This window comes from Streptomyces sp. KM273126, assembly GCF_004337435.2.
GTDB lineage: Bacteria > Actinomycetota > Actinomycetes > Streptomycetales > Streptomycetaceae > Streptomyces > Streptomyces acidicola.
In genome coordinates this window covers 1313897-1335350 of sequence record NZ_SJXB02000002.1, presented here as the reverse complement: position 1 = coordinate 1335350, position 21454 = coordinate 1313897, and the positions used below count along the sequence as shown (strand labels likewise).

Below are 21454 nucleotides of genomic sequence, written 5' to 3'. Positions count from 1 at the left end.
ATGGGCGCCGAACGCACCGCTACGGCGCCCATCGCTCCCGCACGGCACGGCACGGCACGACTCCTCACGCACCCTCCGTCCCTCATTGCGAGGTGCCCATGAGCACGACTCCTCCCCCTCAGTCCCTGACGGGCGACACTCACCCGAAAGCGGGTGAGACCGGCGCCGATGACGGCGCGTTCGCGTGGCTGCGGGCGCTCGGCCCGCGCGGCCGCCGTGCCTTCGCGGGCGCGTTCGGCGGCTATGCCCTCGACTCGTACGACTACTTCACGCTGCCGCTGAGCATGGTGGCGCTCGCGGCCTACTTCGGCCTGGACAGCGGCCAGACGGGCCTGTTCACCACGGTCACCCTGGTCGTCTCGGCGATCGGCGGGGCGGCCGCGGGGGTGCTCGCGGACCGGATCGGTCGTGTGAAGGCCCTGATGATCACCGTGGCCACCTACGCGGTGTTCACGGTGGCCTGCGGCTTCGCGCCCAACTACGAGACGCTGCTCGTCTTCCGGGCCCTCCAGGGGCTCGGCTTCGGCGGCGAGTGGGCGGTCGGCGCGATCCTGGTCGCCGAGTACGCGAGCGCCAAGCACCGGGGGCGGACGCTCGGTGCGATCCAGAGTTCCTGGGCTGTCGGCTGGGGCCTCGCCGTGATCGTGTACACGCTGGTCTTCCAGTTCCTGGACGACGACATCGCCTGGCGCGTGATGTTCTGGACCGGAGCGCTGCCCGCGCTGCTCGTCGTCTGGGTGCGGCGCCAGGTCAAGGACGCCCCCGAGGCGAAGGCCGCACGCGAGAGGAGCAGTGAGAAGGGCTCGTTCGCGGCGATCTTCAAGCCGGGCACGGCGGACGGTCCGGGCCTGCTGCGCTCCACGGTCTTCGCCGTACTGCTGTCCACCGGTGTCCAGGGCGGCTACTACACGCTGGCCACCTGGGTGCCCACGTATCTGAAGACGGAACGCGACCTGTCCGTCGTCGGCACCGGCGGCTACCTGGCGTTCCTGATCTCAGGGGCCTTCATCGGCTACCTCACGGGTGGCTATCTCACCGACCGGCTGGGCCGCCGACGGAACATCTGGCTGTTCGCGGTCCTGTCGGCCCTGTGCATCCTGGCGTACGCGAACATCCCCAGCGGCGCCAACACCCTGCTCCTGGTGCTCGGTTTCCCGCTCGGGTTCTGCATGTCGGCGATCTTCAGCGGCTTCGGCTCGTTCCTGAGCGAGCTGTACCCGTCGGCCGTGCGCGGCACGGGGCAGGGCTTCACGTACAACACCGGCCGCGCCGTGGGCGCCGTCTTCCCCACCACGGTGGGCTTCCTGGCCGACAGCTGGGGTGTGGGCGGCGCGCTGGTCTTCGGCGCGATCGGTTACGGCCTGGCGGCAGTCGCGCTGCTGGGGCTTCCGGAGACGCGTGGGAAGGAGCTCGTGTGAACGGCACGGAAGAGCGCTCTGCGACGGTCACTGCGGCAGAGGACCGGCCGCTGACCCTCGTCGACGAGCACGCGCACGCGTGGAGCCCGAAAAGCGCCCGGGCCCGCTTCCGGGAAGGGCTCACGGGCCCGACCGCCGGCATCGCGGCGGGCCACACGCAGGTCAATCTGATCTCGGTGCCCGCCGACTGGGCGTACGACATGCTCCTGTTCTGCACGCTCAACCCCAAGCCCTGCCCGGTTCTCGACGTCACGGAAGCCGGCTCCTGGACCACTGTCCTCGCGGACGGGGCGGATCTGCGCACCGATCTGCCGCGCTACCGGGTGTGGCAGGACGGCGAACTGGTGGACGAGCCGACGGACGTGCGCGCGCACTGGCGGGGCGACCTGGTGTCGTTCCTGATCGGCTGCAGCTTCACCTTCGAGTGGGCGCTGGCCGAGGCGGGCGTCCCCATCCGCCACATCGAGCAGGGCCGCAACGTGCCGATGTACGTGACCAGTCGCCAGTGCCGGCCGGCGGGGAGGCTGCGCGGCCCCATGGTGGTGTCCATGCGCCCCGTGCCGCCGGAGCACCTGGCGACCGCCCTGCGGGAGAGCGGACTGCTCCCCGCGGTGCACGGCAGCCCCGTACACTGCGGCGATCCCTCGGGCCTGGGCATCGAGGACCTCGGCCGCCCCGACTTCGGCGACCCGGTGGACGCCGAACCCGACGACATCCCGGTGTTCTGGGCCTGTGGAGTCACCCCGCAGGCCGCGGTGATGGCCTCCCGCCCGCCGTTCGCCATCACCCACGCGCCGGGGCAGATGTTCGTCACCGACGCCCGCGACGAGCAGTACCGCGTGGCCTGAGAAACCACGTGGCCTGAGAAGGAGACACGAAGGATCCATGACCTCGATCGATCTGAACGCCGATCTCGGCGAGGGCTTCGGCCGCTGGCGGCTCACCGACGACGAACAGCTCCTGTCCGTCGTCACCAGTGCCAACGTGGCCTGCGGCTTCCACGCCGGGGACGCGGCCACCATGCGGCGGGTGTGCGAACTGGCGGCCGGGCGCGGTGTACGGATCGGCGCGCAGGTCTCGTACCGGGACCTGGCCGGTTTCGGGCGGCGCGCGATGGACGTGCCGCCCGCCGAGCTGGCGGCCGAAGTGGCGTACCAGATCGGTGCGTTGGAGGTCTTCGCGCGTGCGGCGGGTGCGCGTGTGGCGTACGTGAAGCCGCACGGCGCGCTCTACAACCGCGTCGTGCACGACGAGGAGCAGGCCGGGGCGGTCGTCGAGGGCGTACGGCTCGCGGACGCCGCGCTGCCCGTGCTGGGGCTGCCCGGCTCGCGCTTGCTCAAGCTGGCCGAGCAGGCCGGGCTGCCGGTGGTCACCGAGGCGTTCGCGGACCGCGCGTACACCGACGAGGGCACGCTGGTGCCGCGCGGCCGGGACGGTGCCGTGATCTCCGACGCAGACGCCGTGGTCGAGCGGTCGGTGGGGCTGGCGCGCTCCGGGACGGTCACCTCGCACTCCGGGGAGCTCGTCATGGTCCGCGCCCGCTCGCTGTGCCTGCACGGCGACACGCCGGGCGCGGTGGGGCTCGCCCGCCGGGTCCGGGACGAGCTGGAGTCCGCGGGCGTCCGGGTGGAGGCGTTCGCATGAGGGCGCTGCCGGCCGGGGACCGCGCGCTCCTGATCGAGGTGGGGACGGGCGAGGAGGCACAGGCCCTGCACGCCGAACTGCTGCGCCGCCGCGCCGCGGGCGAGCTGGCGGTGGCCGAGATCGTCCCGGCGGCCCGTACGGTCCTCCTGGACGGTCTGGACTCCCCGTCCCGCCTCGCCGAGCGGCTCGCCTCCTGGGAGGTGCCGCCCGTGCCCCCGCGCGCGGAGGACGTGGTCGAGATCCCCGTGCGGTACGACGGCCCCGACCTCGCCGACGTCGCCGCGCACTGGGACGTGTCCGAGTCCGAGGTGGCCCGCATGCACGCGGCGGCCGAGTTCCGGGTGGCCTTCTGCGGTTTCGCTCCGGGCTTCGGCTACCTCACGGGCCTGCCCCGCGAGGTGCCGCGCCGGGCGACGCCGCGGACGGCCGTGCCGCCGGGGTCGGTCGCCCTGGCGGGGCCGTACACGGGCGTGTACCCGCGCTCCTCCCCCGGCGGCTGGCAGCTGATCGGTACGACGGACGCGGTTTTGTGGGACCACGCGCGCGTGCCGGCTGCTCTGCTGTCACCGGGTACGCGCGTGCGTTTCGTCCCGGCCGGAAAGACGAGAACGACAAGAACGGCGAGCGCGACGAGCACGGCAGGTACGACCAGTGCGGTGAACTCCGCATGACCGACCGTGCCCTCGCCGTCGTGCGGGCCGGGGCCCTCACCACCGTCCAGGACCTGGGGCGGCCCGGCCACGCCCATCTCGGCGTGCCGCGCTCGGGAGCGCTGGACGCGCCCGCCGCCGCGCTGGTCAACCGGCTCGTGGGCAACGCCCCGGAGGCCGCCGTCCTGGAGACCACGCTCAACGGGTGTGCCGTACGGGCGCGTTCGACGGTCACCGTGGCCGTCGGGGGCGCCCCCTGCGCGGTCACCGTGGACGGGCGCCCGGCGGCCTGGGGAGCCCCCCTGCGAGTCCCCGGAGGGGCGCTGCTGGACATCGGGCCCGCCCGCTCCGGAGTGCGCAGCTATCTCGCGGTCTCCGGTGGCGTGGCCGTGGAGCCCGTGCTGGGCAGTCGCTCGACGGACCTGCTGTCGGGGCTGGGCCCGGCTCCGCTGGCCGCCGGCACGGTGCTGCCCCTGGGGCCGCCGGTGAGGGCACGCGCGCGCGTGGATGTCGTTCCGCACCCGGCGCCACCCGCCGAGCTCATCCTGCGCGTGACGTTGGGCCCGCGCGACGACTGGTTCACCGCGGCGGCCGTCCGGGCCTTCACCACGCACCCGTACACGGTGTCCACCGCGAGCAACCGCATCGGCCTGCGCACGGAGGGCCCCGCCCTGGGGCGGGCGGTCACGGGCGAACTCCCCAGCGAAGGCATGGTCCTGGGCGCGGTGCAGGTCCCGCCGGACGGCCGCCCGGTCGTGTTCCTCGCCGACCACCCGACCACCGGGGGCTATCCGGTGATCGCGGTCGTCCACCCGGCGGACCTGCCCGCGACGGCCCAGGCGGCGCCGGGCACCCCGGTGCGCTTCGTCGCTGTGCGCCGGCGGGCCTGAGTCGCGCACGCGTGGGGTCACGCCGCCTCGGGTTGCTCCCCCACCGTCAGCGCGGCCAGCGCCGACGCCACCGCGGCGGAGGCGCTGAGGTCCAGCCGGCCACTGGTGCCGCGGGCCTTGTGGCGGATCTCGGCCATGGCGAGGGCAAGGAGCTGCGGCAGCAGATCGGTGCACCGCCGGGCCACCCAGGCGCTTCCCTTCGTGGCCAGCCACAACAGGCTCGCCGACCGGGTGGGTACGGGGAACTCGGGCTCGGCGGACGGCTCAGTGCCCGTCGCGATGCCCGCCTCGGCGAGCAGGGCGTGGAAACGGACGGCGAGCTGCCGGTGCCCGCGCTCGCTGGGGTGCAGCCGGTCCGCGCTCCACATGGCGCGGTCCATCAGCCACGCGCCCTCACAGGCGTGCAGATGCACCGCCTCGTACCGCTCCGACAGGGCGTGGACCACGGTGTTGACCGCGCGCTGCCGTCGGGCGAGCGGGCGGGCCAGGGAGCCGGGCAGACCGAGCATCGACCCGGGGTCGGGCAGACAGGCGGTGAGCAGGCCGGTGCCCTGGGCGCGGAAGGCCGCGTACGCCTTGTCGAGGCGGGCGGCGACGGCGTGGATGTCGAAGGTGCAGCGCAGGGTGTCGTTGACGCCGATGACGATGGAGACCACGTCCGGTCGCAGGGCGAGCGCGGCGGGGGTCTGGCGCTCCAGGACGTCGCGCGTCTGGGCACCGCTGACCGCGAGGTTGGTGAAGTCCACGGCCGGGTCGAGCCCGTCGGCGAGGAGGGCGGCCCAGCCGCGCCAGCCGTCTCCGGCGGGGTCTCCGACGCCCTCGGTCAGCGAGTCGCCGAGAGCCACGAACCGCAGGGGTCTCATACGACTCCCTCCCGGAGCGGATCGACGCCCTCCCTGACCGGGTCGGCGCCCTCCCGGGCGGGACGACGTCGCACGGCCGCGTCGTGTGCCGCGAGGAACGCCTCCACCGCGGTCGTCCACCCGAAACACTCCGCACGCGCGCGTGCCGCCTCCCTGCGCTCGTGCTCCTGGCGTGCGAGGAGCGACTCCACGGCGTCGGCGAACGACCTCCCGTTGTCGGCCGCCGTGGCCCCGGCAGAGCCGACGACCTCCGGGAGCGCGGACGAGGCGCTGGCCACCACGGGCGTGCCGCAGGCCATCGCCTCCAGCGCCGCGAGCCCGAACGTCTCCGCGGGCCCGGGAGCCAGACACACGTCGGCGGAGGCCTGCAGGGCGCCCAGCATCCCACGGTCGGTCACGTGCCCCAGGAAGGTCACCGGGAGCCCCTGGGCCCGCTGTTCGAGGCGGGCCCGCAGGGGCCCGTCCCCGGCGACGACCAGGACCGCGCGCCTTCCGCGCCGCAGCAGCGCCTCCAGCGCGTCGATCGCCGTACCGGGCCGCTTCTCGACGGACAGCCGGGAGCACATCACCAGCAGCACGTCCCCCTCGCGCGCGTGCCGGGCCCGCAGCCCCGGGTCCCGCAGCGCGGGGTGCCGTCCCACCAGGTCGACGCCCAGCGGAGCCCGTACGACGTTGCGCGCCCCGATCCGCACGAACTCGCGCTCGGCGAACTCGGTGGTGCACACGACCTTCGAGTAGCTGTGGGCCGTACGGACGTTGAGGGCATCGGCGGCACGCCGGGACATCTCCTCGGACAGGCCCCAGGTCCGCAGTACCCCGTCGGCGGTCTCGTGGGAGACCATCATGGCGGGCACCCTGGCCCGGCGTGCCCAGGCGCCCGTCCACCGCAGGGTGGTCCGGTCGGAGACCTCCAGGCGGTCGGGTGCGAGCGACTCCAGGAGCCGGGCCACGCGTCGCTTGTCCGCGAGGACGCGGTAGCCGCCGGTGCCGGGCAGCAGCGGTCCGGGCAGCGTGATGACGCGTCCCTGGTCGGTCTCGCGGTCGGTGTGGCGGTCGCCGGGCACGATGAGGACGGGCTCGTGTCCGGCCTCCTTGAAGCCCTTGCCCAGTTCGCGCAGCGCGGTGCGCAGGCCGCCCGAGGCGGGGGCGACGAAGTTCGCCAGCCGGACGATGCGCAGCGAGTCGCTCATGCCGCGACCACCGTCCGGGCGGACAGCACGTCGGCGTAGTGCCCGATCAGCTGGTCACCGACCGCCTCCCAGGTGCGGCCCTCGACCATCGTCCGCCCCGACGCGCCGTACGCGGCCCGCAGCGCGGGATCGTCGGCCAGGGTCCGTACGGCGTCGCGTACGGCGTTCGCGTCGCGCGGCGGGACCAGCAGGCCCGTCCGCTCGTGCGCCACCAGGTCCAGCGGGCCGCCGGCGGCGGGCGCGATGACGGGCACCCCGCTCGCCATGGCCTCCTGGACGGTCTGGCAGAAGGTCTCGAAGGGCCCGGTGTGCGCGAAGACGTCCAGCGAGGCGAAGATCCGGGCGAGGTCGTGGCCGGTGCGGCGGCCCAGGAAGACGGCACCGGGCAGGGCCTCGCGCAGGCCGGGCTCGCTGGGCCCGTCGCCCACGACGACGACCCGTACCCCGTCGAGGCGGCAGGCGCCGGCCAGCAGCTCCACCTGCTTCTCGGGGGCGAGCCGGCCGACGTAGCCGACGATCAGCTCGCCGTTCGGTGCCAGTTCGCGGCGCAGGTCCTCGTCGCGGTGGTCGGGGCGGAAGCGGACGGTGTCCACGCCGCGCGGCCACAGCTTGACCCGGGGTATGCCGTGCGCCTCCAGGTCCTGGAGGGCAACGCTGGACGGAGCGAGGGTGAGGTCGGCGGCGGCGTGCACGGAGCGGATCCGCCGCCAGGCGGCTCCCTCGCCCGCGTGGACGTAGGTGCGGGCGTATCCCGCGAGGTCGGTCTGGTAGACGGCCACGGCGGGGATGCCGAGCCGGGCGGCGGCGGCCATGCCGCGTACGCCGAGGACGAAGGGGCTGGCCAGGTGCACGAGGTCGGCGCGGTGCTCGGTGATCGCCGAGGCGACACGCCGGCTGGGGAGGGCGACGCGGACCTGGGGGTAGCCCGGGAGCGGAAGGGACGGGACGCGGACGACGGGGCACGGCGCCTGGGCGTCGGTCTCGGTCCCAGCTGCGGTGGCCGGGGCCACGACGAGCGGGGCGTGACCGCGCGCGGCGAGGTGCCGCGCCGTCTGGAGGGCACAGTGGGCCACGCCGTTCACATCGGGGGGAAAGGACTCGGTCACGATGACGACACGCATACCCGTGTTGTCCTCGCGTTGGACGTGGCCGCGTCAACGTGGATCTTTCCGGGCGGGGAACGACGCGTGAGCGTTCCGCACCGCTCCCTTCCGGCTCCTCGGGCCTTTCCCCCAGGTCACCCGCCGTTCATACAGTTGTTCAAACGTTCACACGGTCGTTCGCGTGGCGGGGTGTCCCGCGTGTTCGCACGGCGGGCGTTCCAGGTGTTCACACGGCGGGTGCGTCCGGTCCGATCCGGCTCCGTACGGCTGTCTGGACCTCCGCCTCCTCGGCGGGATCGGCGGCGAGCCGACGCAGCTGTTCGACGACGCGTGCGTCTCCGGTCTCGGCGTGCCGGGCGGCGATCTCGCGGGTGGACTCCTCGCAGTCCCACAGGCACTCGACGGCGAAGCCGGCCGGGAAGGAGGGGTCGGTGGCGGCGAGGGCTCGGGCGGCCCGGCCGCGGAGGTGGGAGGAGGCGGTCTCCCGGTAGATGTGGCGCAGGACGGGGGCCGCGCACACGATGCCGAGCCGCCCGGTGCCGTCGACGAGGGTCCACAGCGTGGGCGCGTCGGGTCCTTCGCCTCGCACGGCCTCCCGGAGCGCACCTAGGACCAGGTCGCTGTCCTTTGCCCCGCCCCGGCAGGCGAGGGTGCGTCCGGCGGCGGCGCCCAGCACGTCGGGCCGGTGCACCCAGCGGCGCGCCCGGTCGACGGCGGCGACGCTGCGCATCCGTTCGAAGGCGTCCACGGCCGCGTCCACGACGGCCGCCGAACCGTCGGCCACGGCGCCCTCGATCAGGTCGAGGGCGTCGGGATCGTTGCTGTCGGCCAGGTAGCGCAGGGCCGTGCTGCGCGCGCCGTCACTGCCGGCGCGGGCGGCTTCGAGGATCTCGGGACGGTCCTCGGGACCCGCGACGGCCGTGAGGCAGCGGGCGGCCGGCACATGGAGTGCGGCGCCACGCTCGATGCCCTGCTGGGCCCACTCGAAGACGGCCCGCACACTCCATCCCGGACGGGGCCCCGACGGCCGCATCTGGCGCTGCCACCGGTCGAAGCAGCCGGTTTCCTGGGCGGTACGCACGCGCGTGGCGATCGATGCGCGGGGATCCTCGGCCCACAGCCGCCAGGGCCGCGGCTCGAAGGCGTCGCGGACGGTCGCCGCGAGTTCGGCCTCGCCCTCGGGGTCGGTGGCGAAGCGCGCCAGCACGGGTGCGGCGAGGGCACGCAGGCCGGCGTCGTCGTCTCTGAGGGCCAGCTCGTCGAGGGCCCAGGCCCAGTTGGTGCCGGAGGCGGCGTACCTGCGCAACAGGAGGAGGGCGTCCCGCCTGCCGTACGAGGCGAGGTGCCCGAGGACCGCGAGGGCGAGTCCGGTGCGCGACTCGCAGGTGTCGAGCACATCCTCGGCGTCGAAGAGGTGCCGCTCGATCGCGTCCAGCTCGCCGTGCAGGTCGAGGTAGAGACGGGCGTAGTACAGGGAGCGGTTCTCCACCTGCCAGTCGTGGCGGGGTCGCTCAGCACACAGTGGTTCAGTGCCGCGAGCGCTTCGGCCCGCGGGGCGGTGAGCGCGTGCAGCGTACCGTCGCCGCGGCCCCGCTGGAGCAGGCCGAGCAGCGTACCGCTGGGCGCTATGACCGGTTCGAACATGGGAAACAGCCTCACATCAAGCGTCGACGCAACCGGGAATCCGCACTACCTGGCCGCGTGACAACACGTCGGAGCGCCCGCCGTCTCTTGCTTGCTGTAGACCATCTTCCTCTGCCTCTCGTCGGTGGCCCATGCGGACCGCATCACGGCCCACGCGGTGCGGCAACACCTGCCCAGCCATCGTGTCCGTGAATCACGACGTCATGATGACTCGCTGGTTCTTCCTGCCGCGACCGAAATTTCCGGCGGCCCCGTACCGCCTCCCCCGTCTTCCGTGTCCTGCCTGGTCAGAACGGTCGGATCAGTGTGCGCCAAACAGTTCGAGCAGTTCTTTCCTCTCGAACATCCGCGCCGTGTCGACGGCTGACGGGGTCCCCGCGAGCGGGTCGGCGCCGCCCTCCAGAAGCACCCGGATGACCGCCTCCTCGCCCTTGAAAACCGCCCCCGCGAGCGGTGTCTGGCCTCGGTCGTTGACGTGGTCGGCCTCGGCGCCGCGCGCCAGGAGGGCGCGCACCGCCTCGGCGTGACCGTGATAGGCGGCGAGCATCACGAGCGAGTCGCCGCGGTCGTTGGTGAGGTTGGCCGGAACGCCCGCGTCCACGTACGCCACGAGCGCCTCGGTCTCGCCCCGGCGTGCCAGGTCGAAGATCTTCGTCGCGAGCTCCACGACCTCGGGGTCGGGGGCTTCACTCATGGGACGGACCGCCTCTCACAGCGAGCGCGTACGAGCCCGGAGGGCTCTGGGGACGACTTCGGGAGCGTACGACGGCAGGTCAGTGCCGCCGTACGGGTGAATCGCCAGAGTACTGGGCTCCGCGCACACATGAGCCGAGCCGCCCGAGGCAAAGTTCACAGCAGACCCCGTCAGGCGCAACGTCCCGCCTCGGACAGCTCAGCAGCGGCTCCACCAGCCGAGCGAAAAGGCCCGCGATTCACCCATTCGCGCCTTTTATCGTATAGATACATCTTGTGACGATGGAAGAACTCATGGTGACTGTCCCCCTCGACCAGGAGAGCACTCATGATCCTGTCCATCTCAGGCGTCGTCCTGCTCGGCGTCATCGTCTTCCTCTTCTTCCGCAAGGACGGCCTCAAGGCCTCACACGCCATCGTGGCCACGCTGTTCGGCTTCTACCTCGCCAGCACGGGCATCGCCCCGAGCATCGAGGCAGGGGGCGAGAGCCTCGCGAGCCTCCTAGGCGGCATCAAGTTCTGATCCCACTCCCGCCCGTACGCACCTCAAGGAGACCTCAGTGGCCCGCCGCCCCCTCCCCCGCATCCTGAGCAACGGCAGTGTGCACCTCGCCCGCAGCCGGGAGCTGGCAAAGACGGCGGCCGACGGTGCCACCGACGTCCTCCACCCGCTGATCACGATCACCCGTGGGATGCGTCGCCTGGCGGCCGCCGGGCGACGCCAGTGGGCCGACACCCCGAAGGACAAACGAGGATCGCTGTTCCTTCTGGTGGCGTCGATGGTGCTGGTGGTGGCCCTGGTGCCGTACGGACCGCTGCTCGCCGTCATCGGACTGATGGCGGCGGCAGCCTGGCAGGGCCGGGAGGGTGCAGGGGCGCCCACGGGCCCCGACGAGGCGCAGAAGCAGCGCCTCCAATCGCTGTACGAGGCCCTCGTGCCGTATTTCGCCGCCGCCGAGGACCCCGACCCCCTCTACGCCCACGGCGGCGACTGGCAGAAGGCGTTCACGGAGTACGGCTTCGACGACTCCGGGCGCGTCCAGCGGCTGGAGATCCACTACCCGGCGTACTTCACGGACGGCGAGGCCTTGTCCCGCGCGCGGATCGAGCGGGTGGTGCACTCCAAGTCGGGCCGCGGCCGCGAGTACCTGTTCGACTGGGACGAGGAGGGCAACCAGCTCACGGTCACGGTTCTGGCGCCGCTTCCCACCGACATCGCCGCCCAGCGCTTCGTCACGGCACCGGGCGAGCTGGTTCTCGGCTTCACCGACCCGACCCATGTCCAGCGCACCCTGCCCGTGGAACACCGCGAGGAGCAGCGCGACGTCCCTCCGGTCGTCTGGCGCACGGGCACCCGCTCCACGGAACCGCATCTGCTGGCGGTGGGCGAGCCGGGCAGCGGGACGACCACGCTGCTCCGCTCCCTCGCGATCCAGGCCCTGCAGTACGGCGACGTCCTGATCGTCGAGGGCAGCGGCACCGACGAGTACGCGTGCCTGACCGGCCGGGACGGCATGCTGGCCGTCGAGTGCGGGCTCGCCGGGGCACGGGCCAGCCTGGAGTGGGCGGCGCACGAGACGGAGCGCCGGCTGATCGCCGCGAACCGCGCCCGCCAGGCGGGCCACCCGCCGCCGGACGACACCAGGCGCCCCCTGTGGATCCTGCTGGACCGCCCGAGCGCGCTGGGCCACGTGGCCGCCGCGGACGGCGGCCAGGACCCGCAGTCCCTGCTGCAGGTGCCGCTGCGCCACGGGCGCCCGGCGAACGTGACGATCGTCGTGGCCGAACAGTTCGACGGTCTCGACACCCTCTCCGACGCGGTACTGCAGCACACACGCGCGCGCGTGTTGCTCGGCTCCGCCTCCCCGGAGCAACTGGAGAGGGTCCTGGGCGCGCGCCCGCGCACCACGCCCACCCCGGACATCCCGCCCGGCCGTGGCTACGCCCGCCTGGGCGCGGGCCCGGTCCACCGCCTGCAGATCCCGGCCACCCCGGACCCGTACGACGACGCCACGACCGAGAGCCTCCGTCAGGGGGTGCTGGACCTGCTTCCGGTCCGGACCGCTCCGGGGGACGAGGTGCCGGCGCAGGCCGACGGGGTGCCGGCCGAGGTCGACCCGGTTCCGGCGGAGACCGGACCGGTACGGATGGACAAGGACGTGATGCCGGCCAAAGCGGCGGTGGCCGCCGAGGGCTGACCCACCGGGTCAGGCCACGAACGTGCGCGGCGCTTCCGTGCCCCCGCCCGCGCCCGTCTCCACCAGCCGCGCCGCCGCCGCGAGCCGCACGGCGGCCTCGTCCGCCACCGCACCGCCCACGGTGAACGGCAGCCGCACATACCCCTCGAAGGCCCCGTCGACGCCGAACCTCGGCCCCGACGGCACACGCACCCCGACCCGCTCCCCGGCCTCGGCCAGCCGCGAGCCCGACAGCCCCCCGGTACGCACCCACAGGGTGAGCCCGCCCCGCGGCACCTCGAACTCCCAGCCCGGCAGTTCCCGGCGTACGGCGGCGACGAGCGCGTCCCGGTTCTGCCGGGCCTGGTCGCGCCGGACCTCCAGGGCGTCCTCCCAGCCCCCGGTGCTCATCAGCCAGTTCACGGCCAGCTGCTCCAGCACGGGGGTGCCGAGATCGGCGTACGCGCGGGCCGCGACGAGGCTGCGGACGACGTCGGGCGCGGCACGCACCCAGCCGATGCGCATGCCCGCCCAGAACGCCTTGCTCGCCGAGCCGACTGTTATCACGGTCGAGCCCGCCGGGTCGAAGCCGCAGACCGGCCGCGGCATCGCGGCGGCACCGTCGAGGTCCGGGTCCAGATGCAGCTCGCTCATCGTCTCGTCGACGACGAGCACGGTCCCCGCGGCCCGGGCCGCGTCCACGAGCCGTCGCCGCTGGTCCTCGCCGGCGAGCGCGCCCGTCGGGTTGTGGAAGTCGGCGACGACGTACGCGAGCCGGGGCGCCGCGTCCCGCAGCACCTGCCGCCAGCGGTCCAGGTCCCACCCGTCGAGTCCTTCGGCCATCGCGACCGGCACCAGCCGGGCACCCGCCTCGCGCATCAACTGGAGGATGTTGGCGTACGAGGGCGACTCCACGGCGATGCGTTCGCCGCGCCCGGCGAAGAGGTGACAGATGGCGTCGATGGCACCCATCGCGCCGGTGGTGACCATGATCTGCTCGGGCATGGTGGGGATCCCGCGCGCGGTGTACCGCTCGGCGAGCATCGCGCGCAGCGCGGGCACCCCGGCCGGGTAGTCGCCGTGCGTGTGAGCGTACGGGGGCAGCTCCTCCAGGGCGCCCTGCACGGCCCGGGTGAGCCATGGCTCGGGCGCGGGCAGGGCCGCACAGCCCAGGTCGATCACCGAGCCGAGCGCCTCCGGCGGCAGGGGCTCCAGCCCGCGCGCGGGGAGCGGGTTCCCGGCGGGCACGGCGGTCCAGCTGCCCGCGCCCCTGCGGGACTCCAGAAAACCCTCGGTGCGCAGGGCCTCGTAGGCCGCCGCGACCGTGGTGCGGCTGACGGACAGGGACAGCGCGAGCTCCCGCTCGGCGGGCAGCCGGGCCGCGACCGGCACGCGGCCCTCCAGCACCAGCAGCCGGATGCCGTCGGCGAGCGCGCGATAGGCGGGCGGTCGGCGGGTGCCCGGACCTGCCGGGCGTTCCTGCTGGGAGGTGAGCAGCCGCGCGAGCTGGGCCGCACCCACTGCCGAAGTCCACTGAGCCATGGTTTTCAGTCCACCTTCCCCGAATTGGCCATGGATGGCATGTCCTGCCAAGCCACAGGGTGTCATGTGCCAGGCCACTGCCACCACATCAGGGGGGAACGTCTTGTCCAATGACCCGTCCACGCGGCGCCACCTCGGGCGACGGTTGATCCAGCTGTACGCAGGTCTCGTGCTGTACGGCGCGTCCGTGGCACTTCTGGTGAAGGCGGACCTGGGCCTGGCGCCCTGGATCGTGCTGGACCAGGGGCTGTCCGAACTCACCGGGCTGTCGATCGGCACGATCGTGATCATCATGGGCGCGGTGGTGCTGCTCCTGTGGATCCCACTGCGCCAGCGGCCGGGGCTCGGCACGATCTCCAACTTCCTCCTGGTCGGCCTCGCGCTGGACGCCACTCTCGCGGCGATGCCCGACGCGCACACCCTGACCGCACGGGTTCCTCTGCTCGCCGGCGGCATACTCCTGAACGGTGTCGCGACCGGTCTCTACATCGCGGCACGCTTCGGGCCCGGCCCGCGCGACGGCCTGATGACAGGTCTGCACCAGCGCACCGGCCGCTCGATCCGGCTGATCCGCACGGCGATCGAGGCGGCGGTCCTCGTGACCGGCTTCGTCCTCGGAGGCACGGTCGGCGTCGGCACGATCCTCTACGCGCTGTCCATCGGCCCACTGTCCCAGCTGTTCCTGCGGGTGTTCGCCGTCCCCACGGCATCCGGCAGCACAGTCGTTGCCACCGGTCCATCCGCGCGAGCGATACTTCCCAGGTGAACACGCCGACACGCCACCCGTACCTCGACCATCCCGGCCCCATAGCGTTCGCCCACCGGGGCGGGGCGGCGGACGGGCTGGAGAACACCGTGGCCCAGTTCCGGCGCGCGGTCGAGGCGGGCTACCGGTACATCGAGACCGATGTGCACGCCACGGCCGACGGGCGGCTCGTCGCCTTCCATGACGCGACCCTGGACCGGGTGACCGACGGCGCGGGCCGGATCGCGGACCTGCCCTGGCAGGACGTGCGGCACGCGCGCGTGGCGGGCGTCGAACCGGTGCCCCTCTTCGAGGAGCTGCTCGAAACGTTCCCCGAGGTGCGCTGGAACGTCGACATGAAGGCGGAGCCGACCCTCGGTCCCCTGCTGGACCTCATCGCCCACACCGACGCCTGGGACCGCGTCTGCGTCGGCTCGTTCTCCGAGGCGCGCGTCGCCCGCGCCCAGCGCCTGGCCGGCCCTCGCCTGGCCACCTCGTACGGCACCCGGGGCGTCCTCGGACTCCGGCTGCGCTCCTGGGGCATGCCGGCCGCCCTGCGCCCCTCGGCGGTCGCCGCGCAGGTGCCCGAGTCCCAGTCGGGCATCCCCGTGGTCGACCGCCGGTTCGTGCGCGCCGCCCACGCACGCGGACTTCACGTCCATGTGTGGACCGTGAACGAACCGCACAGCATGCACCGGCTCCTGGACCTCGGCGTGGATGGCATCATGACCGATCACATCGACACGCTGCGCAAGGTCCTGGAGGACCGGGGGGTCTGGGTCTGAGCCCTCGCGCGGCCCGTTCACGGGGAAGCGAGAGACACGGGTGGGCACCGACACCGCGCGGACGGACGCGGCCGACGAGGCCGCCGGGCGGCGGCGTGAACAGCGCGGCTGGTACTTCTACGACTGGGCGTGCTCCGTCTATTCGACGAGCGTCCTGACCGTGTTCCTGGGCCCCTACCTCACTGCGATCGCCGAGTCGGCCGCGGACGCGGACGGCTATGTCCACCCACTGGGCATCCCGGTGCGCGCGGGCTCCTTCTTCGCGTACTCGGTGTCCCTGTCGGTGATCCTGGCCGTCCTGGTCATGCCCCTGGCGGGCGCGGCCGCCGACCGTACGGGCCGCAAGAAACCACTGCTCGCGGCAGCGGCATACGTGGGAGCCGCGGCGACGGCGGGCATGTTCTTCCTGGACGGGGACCGCTACCTTCTCGGCGGCCTCCTGCTCGTCATCGCGAACGCCGCACAGTCGGTCGCGATGATGCTGTACAACTCCTACCTGCCGCAGATCGCACCGCCCGAGGAGCGCGACGCGGTGTCGTCCCGGGGCTGGGCCTTCGGCTATGCGGCAGGCGCCCTGGTCCTGGTGCTGAACCTGGTGCTGTTCACCGCCCATGACACCTTCGGCGTCTCGGAGAGCATGGCGGTGCGCATCTGCCTCGCCTCGGCCGGCCTGTGGTGGGGTGCCTTCACCCTCGTACCGTTGCGCAGGCTGCGCGACCGCCGGGCTCCGGAGACCAGCGCCACGGTCCCCGGCCTGCGTCAACTCGTCGCCACCGTACGGGACATGCGCCGCCATCCCCTGACGCTCGGATTCCTCCTCGCCTACCTCGTCTACAACGACGGCATCCAGACGGTGATCTCCCAGGCATCGGTGTACGGCTCCGAGGAATTGGGCCTCGGGCAGTCGACGCTCATCGGGGCGGTGCTGCTGGTCCAGATACTCGCGGTGGCGGGTGCTCTCGGCATGGGCCGGCTGGCGCGGAGGTACGGCGCCAAACGCACGATCCTGGGCTCGCTGGTGGCCTGGACGCTGACGCTTGCCGCCGGATACTTCCTTCCGGCGCAAGCACCGGTCTGGTTCTTCGTCCTGGCGTCCGGGATCGGCCTCGTCCTCGGCGGCAGCCAGGCCCTCTCCCGCTCACTCTTCTCCCATCTCGTCCCGCCCGGGAAAGAGGCCGAGTACTTCTCGGCGTACGAGATGAGCGACCGGGGCATGAGCTGGCTGGGACCGCTGCTGTTCGGTCTGACCTACCAACTGACCGGAAGTTATCGTGACGCGATCATCTCGCTCGTGGCCTTCTTCGTCCTGGGATTCGCCCTGCTCGCAAGGGTTCCGGTGCGGCAGGCGATCACCGAGGCGGGCAATCCCGCGCCGGAACGGATTTAGCGCCCGGAGCGAAAGGGCTGTAGTGTACGCGTTTGGCCTGCCAGGCGTACCGTTACTGCGCGTCAAAGATGCCGAAACGCTAGGTGACATCTGCTGTCAGATGTGACAAACCGGGCGCCGGTGGGTACAACAAGGGCGGCTACGACGGCGACGCATGACCCGGAACGGGACACGGAACGGGAATCTTTACCGCCGACCGGACGTTGACCGGATGACGACGACAGCGACACCTGTCCTGTGGGCGACAAGCCCGGGAGGCACGATTCATGAGTGAGCGAGCTCTTCGCGGCACGCGCCTCGTGGTGACCAGCTACGAGACGGACCGCGGCATCGACCTGGCCCCGCGCCAGGCCGTGGAGTACGCATGCGAGAAGGGGCACCGATTCGAGATGCCCTTCTCGGTCGAGGCGGAGATCCCGCCGGAGTGGGAGTGCAAGGTCTGCGGGGCCCAGGCACTCCTGGTGGACGGCGACGGCCCTGAGGAAAAGAAGGCCAAGCCCGCGCGTACGCACTGGGACATGCTGATGGAGCGGCGTACGCGCGAGGAACTCGAAGAGGTCCTTGAGGAGCGCTTGGCCGTCCTCCGCTCCGGTGCGATGAATATCGCGGTACATCCGAGGGACAGCCGCAAGTCCGCGTAGTCCCTCCGGGGGTTGGGCGGCATACACAGCGCAACCGAAGACCGCGGGCACCGTACATGTCGTACGGTGCCTCGCGGTCTTCGTCGTGTGCGGCTACGCAGTCCTGCACGGGTGTTTCCGGGGTTCCCGCCTTCTGGGGGCTCTCCTCCCCCTTCCGAGGCCGAGTCCCTGGATCCCCGGCTCCCGGGGCTCTACGCCTTGGGCGGGCGGAGCCCTGGCGGATGGGATGGGCAGGGGCGGCGGGGGCGACGAAACCTCCCCACCCGCCCGCCCCGGGAAAACTCAGCGGTTCAGCGGTGGCCGTAGCTCCTGCGGAGCGGCACCGGCATCGTCCCTGATCACCTCGCCCTGGACCACCTTCCCGTCGGGCCGGTGGATGCGGGCCTGCTGGAAGGCGTTACCGAGGCTCCCGGCGTCGGCCTCGCGGATCTTGCGTTCGAAGGTCCGCTCCGCATACCCCCCCAGGACCTTCTGGAGCGGCGGGATCAGCAGAAGCAGACCCACGGCGTCGGAGACGAGGCCGGGCAGCATCAGCAGCAGCCCGCCCAGCATCAGAAAGCCGTTGCCCTCGCTACCGCCCTCGGCGGGAACCTCACCACGCTGCTGCTGTTGCACCGCCTCGGTCAGCTTGCGGAACGCCCGCCGCCCGGCCCGCTTGACCACCACCGAGCCAAGGGCGAAACCGGCGACCAGCAACACGAAGACCGTGAAGCCGCCGGCCGCCCCCGCGACCAACGTCAGCAGCCAGATCTCCAGCACCAGCCACGCAGCGATGCCCAGCGGCAGGAACGTACGCAACCGCGACCGCCGCGGCTGGGCGGGATACGGGGAAGTCGGAGCACCACTCGTCATGCTCCCAGTGTGCCTGGACCTGGCTCAGTGCGGGATAAGGGGGCCGACCGGACCGAAACGGAAGCGCCCGGACCTAGGACGGCTTGTCCCCGCGCCCCAGCACCTTGCCCACCCGCTCCCCCACACCCCACGCCGTGACCCGCCACAGCGCCTCCACCAGGATGTCGCGGCTCATCTTGGAGTCACCGAGCTCCCGCTCGACGAAGGTGATGGGCACCTCGACGACGTGGTACCCCGCCTTGATCGCCCTGCGGGCGAGGTCGACCTGGAAGCAGTAGCCCTGGGAGGCGACCTCGTCGAGGCCGAGGCCTTCGAGGGTCTCGCGGCGGAAGGCGCGGTAGCCGCCGGTGATGTCGCGCAGCGGCAGATCGAGAGCGAGCCGCGAGTAGAGGCTGCCACCGCGGGAGATGTACTCGCGGGACTTGGGCCAGTTCACCACACGCCCGCCCGGCACCCAGCGGGAGCCGAGGACCAGGTCGGCGCTCTTGAGGGCGGTGAGCAGGCGAGGAAGCTCCTCGGGCTGGTGGGAGCCGTCGGCGTCCATCTCGATCAGTACGCCGTAGCCGTGCTCGATGCCCCAGCGGAACCCCGCGAGATAGGCGGCGCCGAGCCCTTCCTTGCCCTTGCGGTGCAGCACCTGGACGCGGTCGTCCTTGGCGGCCAGCTCGTCCGCGAGCTTGCCCGTGCCGTCGGGGCTGTTGTCGTCGGCCACGAGAACGTGCGCCTCGGGGACGGCCTTCCGCACCCGGCCGACGATCGCCTTGATGTTCTCCGCCTCGTTGTAGGTCGGGATGATCACCAAGGCCGTGCCGAGCGGACCGAACTGCCTCTTCTGGGCTCCTGCCGCGAGGGTCCCGTCGCCGTCGTTCACTGCTGCCCCTTCAAGTCCGTACGCAGGGGTCCACCATAGTGTCCCCGGCCTGCGCCGACGTGTCGGCACGTGCGCAGGCGGGTGTCGATTCGGCGAGAGCCGGGTGAGCGTGCTCCCCGAGCCTCCTGTGTGTTCCCGGAACGTCCTGTGTGCCGGCCGCAATACGCGGTCTGTTCTGTCCAGGATGCACCGTCTGTGCTGCCCAGAACGCGGGTCGCACCGCGGCACGCGCGCTCCGGACCGAGACCGGGTGAATACCGCTGCGGATCGGGGCCCGGCGCCCTTCGGGCCGACCTGGGACCCGCTGGCTGCGGATCGACCGAAAGCCGTTGTCTACTGAGCGTCCGGGCCCCACCCGGGTCACACCAATCCCCCAGGCTCTCGGCTCCTCCCCCGCTCTCGGCTTCGCTTGAGCGGGAGGGATCCCCATGAGCAGGGAGGGACTTCCCTCACACTGAACATTCCTTCGCCGGGGCGGCCGCGCTGGGCCTGGCTCCCAGTGACGGTGCGCCGGTGCAGCACACCGCCCCTGACCCAGCGGCGCTCCGACGACCGCGCGGAAGGTCCCCGGTCGGACGTCCGGTGGTGGACCCGGCCGAACCTACCCGCCCTCCGCCGTCGGCTGTCAACAGCCGTTCGACCTGCGGTGTTTCACTCAAGCCCCTGGTCAACGCGGCGGATGCCCAGGTGGCGCGACGGGGCGGCCGGCCCCCGATCGGGGCCGCGCCACCCCAGGAGATCACTCGCCCGGCCGTACGAACACGGTCCGCCCGCCCACGACGGTGCGCAGACAGACGGGCAGGTCCCTGCCAGGGCGCAGATCGGGCAGCCCAGGAGTGCCGGAACGGGGGTCGGTGGACCAGCGGGCGACCCGGTCGTCGGGGGCCTGGACGACGAGTTCGTCGGTGCGCCACACGGCGTAGTCGGCGGGCGCTCCCGGGGCCAGGACGCCCGCGTCGTCCCGTCCGACCGCCCGCCAGCCGCCCCGCGTGTGCGCCGTGAACGCGGCGCGCACGGACACCCGGTGCTCCGGCGTGCGGTGGAAGGCCGCCGCGCGGACCGTGCCCCACGGGTCGAGCGGCGTGACCGGGCTGTCCGAGCCGAAGGCGAGCGGGATACCGGCGCGGAGCAGGGCCGCGAACGGGTTGAGGGTACGGGCGCGCCGGTCGCCCAGCCGCTGCGCGTACATGCCGTCCTCGCCACCCCACAGTGCGTCGAAGGCGGGCTGTACGGAGGCGGTGAGGCCGAGTTCGGCGAGGGCCGCGATGGTGTCGGGGGTGAGCATCTCGGCGTGCTCGACGCGGTGCCGGGCGGCGCGTACACGGGCGAGACCGGCCTTCTCGGCGGCGGCGCGCACGCCCTCGACCACGGCGGTCACCGCGGCGTCCCCGATGGCGTGGAAGCCCGCCTGAAGGCCGGCCTCGGTGCAGGCGACGACGTGGGCGGCCACAGCCGCGGCGTCCAGGTACGCGGTGCCGGTGTGGTCGGCGTCGGCGTACGGCTCGTGCAGGCACGCCGTGTGCGAGCCGAGCGCGCCGTCGACGAAGAGGTCACCCGCGGCGCCGACCGCCCCCAGAGCGCGCGCCTTCTCGACGTCCCGCTCGGCCCAGTAGCCCACGACCCGCGGCCCCGGCTCCTCGGCGGCCAGCCGCAGCAGCCCGGTGAAGTCGTCCTCGGAGGAGATGTCCGGGCCCGCGCATTCGTGGACGGAGCCGATGCCGAGCGAGGCGGCATGGGCGAGCGCCGCGCGCTGGGCCTCGGTGCGCTGGGCGGGGGCGACGGCGCCCAGCGCGGTGGCGCGTACGGCGTGGTGGGCGTCGCGGGTGAGCGGGCCGTCCGCGAAGCCGGTGCCTCCGGGGACCAGGTCGAGCAGTGCCGTCGTCACGACCGCCGAGTGCACGTCGATCCGCGAGAGGTACAGCGGGCGCCCACGGGTCGCCTCGTCGAGCTCGGCGCGCGTCGGGGGCCTGCCGCCGGGCCAGCGGGACGCGTCCCAGCCGTGGCCGAGGAGTACGCGGTCGTGGGGGCGGGCGGCCGCGAACTCGCGTACGAGGGCGAGGGCCGCCTCCCGTGAGGGCGCGTCGGACAGGTCGAGCCCGGTCAGCGCGAGCCCGGTGGACGTGGTGTGGACGTGCGCATCGGTGAACGCCGGGGTGACCAGCGCGCCGTCGAGGTCGATCACTTCGTCGGCGCCCTCCACGAAGGCGTCGGCCGCTCCTTCGGAGCCGACCCAGGCGATCTGCCCGCGTTCCACGACCATCGCGGTGGCGAACGGGTCGGCGGGGCTGTGGACTTCTCCACCGCGCAACAGCACGGTGTCCGACGAGGCGGTGCTCTCACTCATGGGAACAGTCTCGCG

General features: G+C 72.7%; 19 protein-coding genes and 1 pseudogene. 11 read left to right on the top strand and 9 right to left on the bottom strand.

What is annotated here, in order from left to right; all coding sequences use genetic code 11:
- Positions 1 to 98: 98 nt before the first annotated feature.
- Genes E0500_RS36495 through E0500_RS36475 form a run of 5 tightly spaced genes read left to right on the top strand, consistent with a single transcriptional unit; the run spans position 99 to position 4602 of the window.
- Positions 99 to 1418 carry an MFS transporter gene (locus E0500_RS36495; protein ID WP_181587349.1) on the top strand — a complete coding sequence of 440 codons (1320 nt, stop codon included), beginning with the start codon at positions 99 to 101 and terminating at the stop codon, positions 1416 to 1418.
- Complete coding sequence (locus E0500_RS36490; RefSeq protein WP_131562374.1) at positions 1415 to 2266, top strand: putative hydro-lyase; 852 nt, start codon at positions 1415 to 1417, stop codon at positions 2264 to 2266. The genes E0500_RS36495 and E0500_RS36490 overlap by 4 nt, the downstream gene beginning before the upstream one ends.
- Before the next feature lie 37 nt (positions 2267 to 2303).
- Positions 2304 to 3062, top strand: a complete 759-nt coding sequence (locus E0500_RS36485; protein WP_131562372.1) for a LamB/YcsF family protein — start codon at positions 2304 to 2306, stop codon at positions 3060 to 3062.
- Entirely contained in the window at positions 3059 to 3733 is a 675-nt protein-coding gene (locus E0500_RS36480) for an allophanate hydrolase subunit 1 (protein WP_131562370.1), read from the top strand. Before E0500_RS36485 ends, E0500_RS36480 begins: the two co-directional genes overlap by 4 nt.
- Positions 3730 to 4602 carry a biotin-dependent carboxyltransferase family protein gene (locus E0500_RS36475; RefSeq protein ID WP_131562368.1) on the top strand — a complete coding sequence of 291 codons (873 nt, stop codon included), beginning with the start codon at positions 3730 to 3732 and terminating at the stop codon, positions 4600 to 4602. Before E0500_RS36480 ends, E0500_RS36475 begins: the two co-directional genes overlap by 4 nt.
- A gap of 17 nt (positions 4603 to 4619) precedes the next feature.
- Here E0500_RS36475 and E0500_RS36470 read toward each other — a convergent pair whose 3' ends face one another.
- The 5 genes and pseudogenes from E0500_RS36470 to E0500_RS36450 form a co-directional block, all read right to left on the bottom strand.
- Positions 4620 to 5465 carry an SGNH/GDSL hydrolase family protein gene (locus E0500_RS36470; protein ID WP_131562366.1) on the bottom strand — a complete coding sequence of 282 codons (846 nt, stop codon included), beginning with the start codon at positions 5463 to 5465 and terminating at the stop codon, positions 4620 to 4622.
- Positions 5462 to 6655 carry a glycosyltransferase gene (locus tag E0500_RS36465; RefSeq protein WP_131562364.1) on the bottom strand — a complete coding sequence of 398 codons (1194 nt, stop codon included), beginning with the start codon at positions 6653 to 6655 and terminating at the stop codon, positions 5462 to 5464. The genes E0500_RS36470 and E0500_RS36465 overlap by 4 nt, the downstream gene beginning before the upstream one ends.
- Complete coding sequence (locus E0500_RS36460) at positions 6652 to 7776, bottom strand: glycosyltransferase family 1 protein (RefSeq protein WP_131562362.1); 1125 nt, start codon at positions 7774 to 7776, stop codon at positions 6652 to 6654. The genes E0500_RS36465 and E0500_RS36460 overlap by 4 nt, the downstream gene beginning before the upstream one ends.
- A 208-nt stretch (positions 7777 to 7984) precedes the next feature.
- A pseudogene (locus E0500_RS36455) lies at positions 7985 to 9402 on the bottom strand (HEAT repeat domain-containing protein).
- Between the two features lie 301 nt (positions 9403 to 9703).
- A complete protein-coding gene (locus tag E0500_RS36450) occupies positions 9704 to 10096 on the bottom strand; it encodes an ankyrin repeat domain-containing protein (protein WP_131562358.1) in 393 nt (130 codons plus the stop codon).
- 327 nt (positions 10097 to 10423) lie between these two features.
- Between E0500_RS36450 and E0500_RS36445 the strand changes: the two genes are divergently transcribed.
- Together E0500_RS36445 and E0500_RS36440 are read left to right on the top strand one after the other, a co-directional pair.
- On the top strand, positions 10424 to 10618 hold the full coding sequence (locus E0500_RS36445) for a hypothetical protein (RefSeq protein ID WP_131562356.1): 195 nt from the start codon (positions 10424 to 10426) through the stop codon (positions 10616 to 10618).
- A 37-nt stretch (positions 10619 to 10655) separates the two neighbouring features.
- A complete protein-coding gene (locus E0500_RS36440; RefSeq protein ID WP_309505277.1) occupies positions 10656 to 12293 on the top strand; it encodes a hypothetical protein in 1638 nt (545 codons plus the stop codon).
- 9 nt (positions 12294 to 12302) lie between these two features.
- Here the strand turns inward: E0500_RS36440 and E0500_RS36435 are convergent, their stop codons facing one another.
- On the bottom strand, positions 12303 to 13814 hold the full coding sequence (locus E0500_RS36435; protein WP_131562354.1) for a PLP-dependent aminotransferase family protein: 1512 nt from the start codon (positions 13812 to 13814) through the stop codon (positions 12303 to 12305).
- A 64-nt stretch (positions 13815 to 13878) separates the two neighbouring features.
- Between E0500_RS36435 and E0500_RS36430 the strand changes: the two genes are divergently transcribed.
- From E0500_RS36430 to E0500_RS36415, 4 genes are all read left to right on the top strand, one after another.
- Positions 13879 to 14580, top strand: a complete 702-nt coding sequence (locus tag E0500_RS36430) for a YitT family protein (protein WP_131562352.1) — start codon at positions 13879 to 13881, stop codon at positions 14578 to 14580.
- A complete protein-coding gene (locus E0500_RS36425; RefSeq protein WP_131562350.1) occupies positions 14577 to 15344 on the top strand; it encodes a glycerophosphodiester phosphodiesterase in 768 nt (255 codons plus the stop codon). Before E0500_RS36430 ends, E0500_RS36425 begins: the two co-directional genes overlap by 4 nt.
- 40 nt (positions 15345 to 15384) lie before the next feature.
- Positions 15385 to 16731 carry an MFS transporter gene (locus tag E0500_RS36420; RefSeq protein WP_131562348.1) on the top strand — a complete coding sequence of 449 codons (1347 nt, stop codon included), beginning with the start codon at positions 15385 to 15387 and terminating at the stop codon, positions 16729 to 16731.
- A gap of 266 nt (positions 16732 to 16997) precedes the next feature.
- Positions 16998 to 17372: an RNA polymerase-binding protein RbpA gene (locus E0500_RS36415; protein ID WP_003977404.1), complete on the top strand. Its 375-nt coding sequence runs from the start codon at positions 16998 to 17000 to the stop codon at positions 17370 to 17372.
- A 282-nt stretch (positions 17373 to 17654) separates the two neighbouring features.
- On the opposite strand, the gene fxsA is transcribed toward E0500_RS36415, so the two are convergent.
- From fxsA to E0500_RS36400, 3 genes are all read right to left on the bottom strand, one after another.
- A complete protein-coding gene (fxsA, locus tag E0500_RS36410) occupies positions 17655 to 18224 on the bottom strand; it encodes an FxsA family membrane protein (RefSeq protein ID WP_181587348.1) in 570 nt (189 codons plus the stop codon).
- 73 nt (positions 18225 to 18297) lie between these two features.
- Positions 18298 to 19095, bottom strand: coding sequence for a polyprenol monophosphomannose synthase (locus E0500_RS36405; protein WP_131562344.1), 798 nt, complete (start codon positions 19093 to 19095; stop codon positions 18298 to 18300).
- A gap of 739 nt (positions 19096 to 19834) precedes the next feature.
- Entirely contained in the window at positions 19835 to 21439 is a 1605-nt protein-coding gene (locus E0500_RS36400; protein ID WP_131562342.1) for an amidohydrolase, read from the bottom strand.
- Between the last annotated feature and the right edge of the window lie 15 nt (positions 21440 to 21454).